The 2,974-nt window shown below is 62.2% G+C and carries 1 protein-coding gene; it reads right to left on the bottom strand.

The genetic code is table 11. The annotated features are described in order from the left end of the window. Nucleotides 1–322: 322 nt before the first annotated feature. Entirely contained in the window at nt 323–2,431 is a 2,109-nt protein-coding gene (locus tag OC184_RS19745; protein ID WP_265508894.1) for a Hint domain-containing protein, read from the bottom strand. Nucleotides 2,432–2,974 lie beyond the last annotated feature (543 nt).

Here is a 2,974-nt window from a genome sequence, read left to right as displayed (position 1 = left end):
CAACTCCACCAGGCTGCATTCTGCGCTCGGTTACTTGAGCCCGAACCAGTTCGAAGAAAGAAACGCCGCGCCCCGGTCAAAGCGAGCCCCCTGACTGGTCCAGCCCGAGGGGCGCACTCCAAACGAAGTGTGCGAACCGGGCATTTTTGGTTCCGGCCCTGATCGCCATTGCAAATGCCGAAGACAATGCGGTGGGAGGCCTCTTCGGCCACGATTGTCCATTACATCGCCGGAGCAGCAGCAGCGCAAGCATCGCTAAAGCCGCCTTTCAGGTCGGAGGGCGCGTTGAGGCAGGTTGTGAAGGGGGCGTTTGAGCCCGGCGTCAACGCGCATGCAGATCGACCCCGTTCCTTCGGTGGCGCATGGCCAATGTCCTTCCCATCCGTCCGCCGACGAATGTTCGCGCCGGAAGAGACGGGGCCTCCTGCAGGGCGGGAAATAGATCAAGAATTTCGCGCAGGGCTGCGGGTGCGATGCCCTTCATCGTTTCAGGACCGACGAACAGGCTCTCGGTGACGGCACCCTCGGAGAACACCAGGTGGTGTCGGTCGAACATCAGGTGCCAGTACTCAACGGGGGCGCCTGTCGGGATCACCGCGATGGCGCCTGTGCCGACAAGGTGCTTCGCCGCGACAAGCACCTCATCCTCTCCGAACATGCGTCTGGCAATGCGGGACCGGACAAGAATCCGATGCTGGGGCGACACGATTAGATCATCCTTAGGATAGCCGCCGCCCAAGGCGCCTGCCGGGATCCTTATGGGGCGCAGATTGGGATGGGCCTGAAGGTCCCAGGCCGAGAGGTCGCGGTGCCCGATCCACCGGATCGGCTGCGGGCCTGCATCCAAGGTTATGACCAGATCGCCAGTTGAAAGATCCTGCACGGCGATCTCTCCGCCAGGCGTCAGGATCCCCGTGTCGCGGCAGAAGCACGTGACATTGGTGTTCTCGACCGTCAGATCGGTGGCCGCGACGCCCGTCAACCTGATACCCCCCTGCCCATTGACGAGAAGCGAGTCCTTGTCAGCATAGGACATGGGGCGGCCATGCGAATCGGTGGCATTCGACTGGTTCAGGATGCCATCATCGGCAAGGTCCGCGCGCAGCTGGGACAGGTTGTGGTAATACCGGCTCAGGTCGATGGAGTCGTTGTTCGTAGAATCCCCGTCGTCGAGCGCGCCGGTGTTCCCGGCATTGAAGTCGGCGATGGTGTCGATGTTTCCGTCTGCCGTGTAGATGAAGACGTCGTTGCCCGCGCCGCCGACAAGGGTGTCGGCGCCGCCGCCGCCAATCAGCGTGTCATCGCCCGTGCCGCCAAGGATCTTGTCGTCACCAGTGCCACCGTCGATGACGTCGTTGTCGGCACCACCATCGACGAAATCCGCACCCGCGCCGGTCGAAATCGTGTCGTTGCCGGCGTCGCCATAGACGCTGTCGCTGCCGTCGGCCCAGGCGAAGTCGCCATAGGCACCGGAGTCGATGAAATCGTTGCCGTCTCCGCCGCGGATCGTATCGTTGCCCAGCCAGCCGAGGATCTTGTCGTTGCCGGCACCACCCGGCAGCAGGTCGTTCCCCTCGCCCCCGTCGACAGTGTCGTCGCCCTCGCCTCCATCGAGGGTGTCGTTGCCCAGCCAGCCGATCAGGCTGTCGTTGCCGATGTCGCCCCGGATGCTGTCATCGCCGACATCGCCGTCCAGCGTGTCGTTGCCATCGCCGCCGATGATCGTGTCGTTGCCCGCGCCGCCGAGGGCATAGTCCGCCCCCGTTCCGGCATCGATGCTGTCTGCGCCGTCGCCGCCAAGCAGCCGGTCATTGCCCGACCCGCCGATCAGGGTGTCGTTTCCGGTGCCGCCGCTGAGGCTGTCGTTGCCAGCCTCTCCCGTGATCCTGTCGTTGCCGCCCCCACCGCTGAGGGTGTCGTCGCCGCTGCCGCCAGACAGGGTGTCGCCGGTCTCGCTCGTGACCCGATTATTGCCGTCCAGCCTGATCTGGACGTCGTTGCCACTTGGATCGAAATCCAGCATCCTTGTCTGCAACGATCTGATGTTGATGTCGCCGACCCGGTCGTCCAACGCGGCGAAATAGCGCGTCGGTCCCACACCCGACAGCGGCACGGCGTGAATGAAGGCGATGTTCGAGGTCCCGTCCGTCCCGGTGATGTTCGTCACCGAGCCATTTCCGGTTGTCAGCGTGACGGGCTGGCCGGTCCCGTCAGGCGTCACGACAAAGATCTTGTAGTCGACGCCACCAATCGTCAGGATGCCGCCATCGCTGTCGGTGTTGTTCAGCTCGACGATGGTGGTGTCGGTATTGTCGTCGTCACCACTATAGGTTGCGCCATCGACGACCCCCAGGATCGTCCCGTTTGCGGCGCTGTATGTCGTGTTGCTGGCAATGCCAGAAAGCTCGATCAGGTCGTTCAGATAGGGCATTTGAGTTCGCCATCATCAGAGGAAAGCTTTCTGACGGTGCTAGCGGAGAGGTCTTAATTGGTAGGGAACGGGCCGGATCTGATTGCCTAGACTTTTAAGCGGTTTTGACGGCTTCTGCTGAGACGTGGTGTGCGCCCATTACGCTACTAGCGTCGCGGGGCCGTAGCGTTGGCAGCAAGAACAAACACCTTGAACTTTGTTTGGACCGACCAACGGAGAAGTTCTCCATCGGGCAGTGTCGTCCCAGGACAGGAAGCCACGCCGCCTGGCATCTGTGACAGCCCAGTTTGATTGCTTGACCTGCTGACTGCCACCCATCAGGTGAGCGGCGTCAGCGTCGCCAAGCAGCCAGCGAGACATTGTCCGGCGCCGAGTACGTGGGGACTGTCGTGCCGAATCAGTCTGGGACGTGTCTGAAGACTAGGGTCAGGATGCATTGATTTCCGTTGCGCTGCGTGATTCACGGTCCGGAAACGGAGCGGTGACATGAGTGACCTTTTCTGGCTAACTGACGCGCAGATGGCACGCCTTGCCCTCTTTTTC

The organism is Paracoccus rhizosphaerae, assembly GCF_026162645.1.
Taxonomy (GTDB): Bacteria; Pseudomonadota; Alphaproteobacteria; order Rhodobacterales; family Rhodobacteraceae; genus Paracoccus; species Paracoccus rhizosphaerae.
The sequence above is the reverse complement of the archived record's forward strand: the minus strand, read 5'-3'. Positions and strand labels throughout refer to the sequence as shown.

Excerpts from the sequence above, each read along its gene's own strand:
- OC184_RS19745 (WP_265508894.1), bottom strand. The coding sequence starts at position 2,431 with ATGCCCTATCTGAACGACCTGATCGAGCTTTCTGGCATTGCCAGCAAC.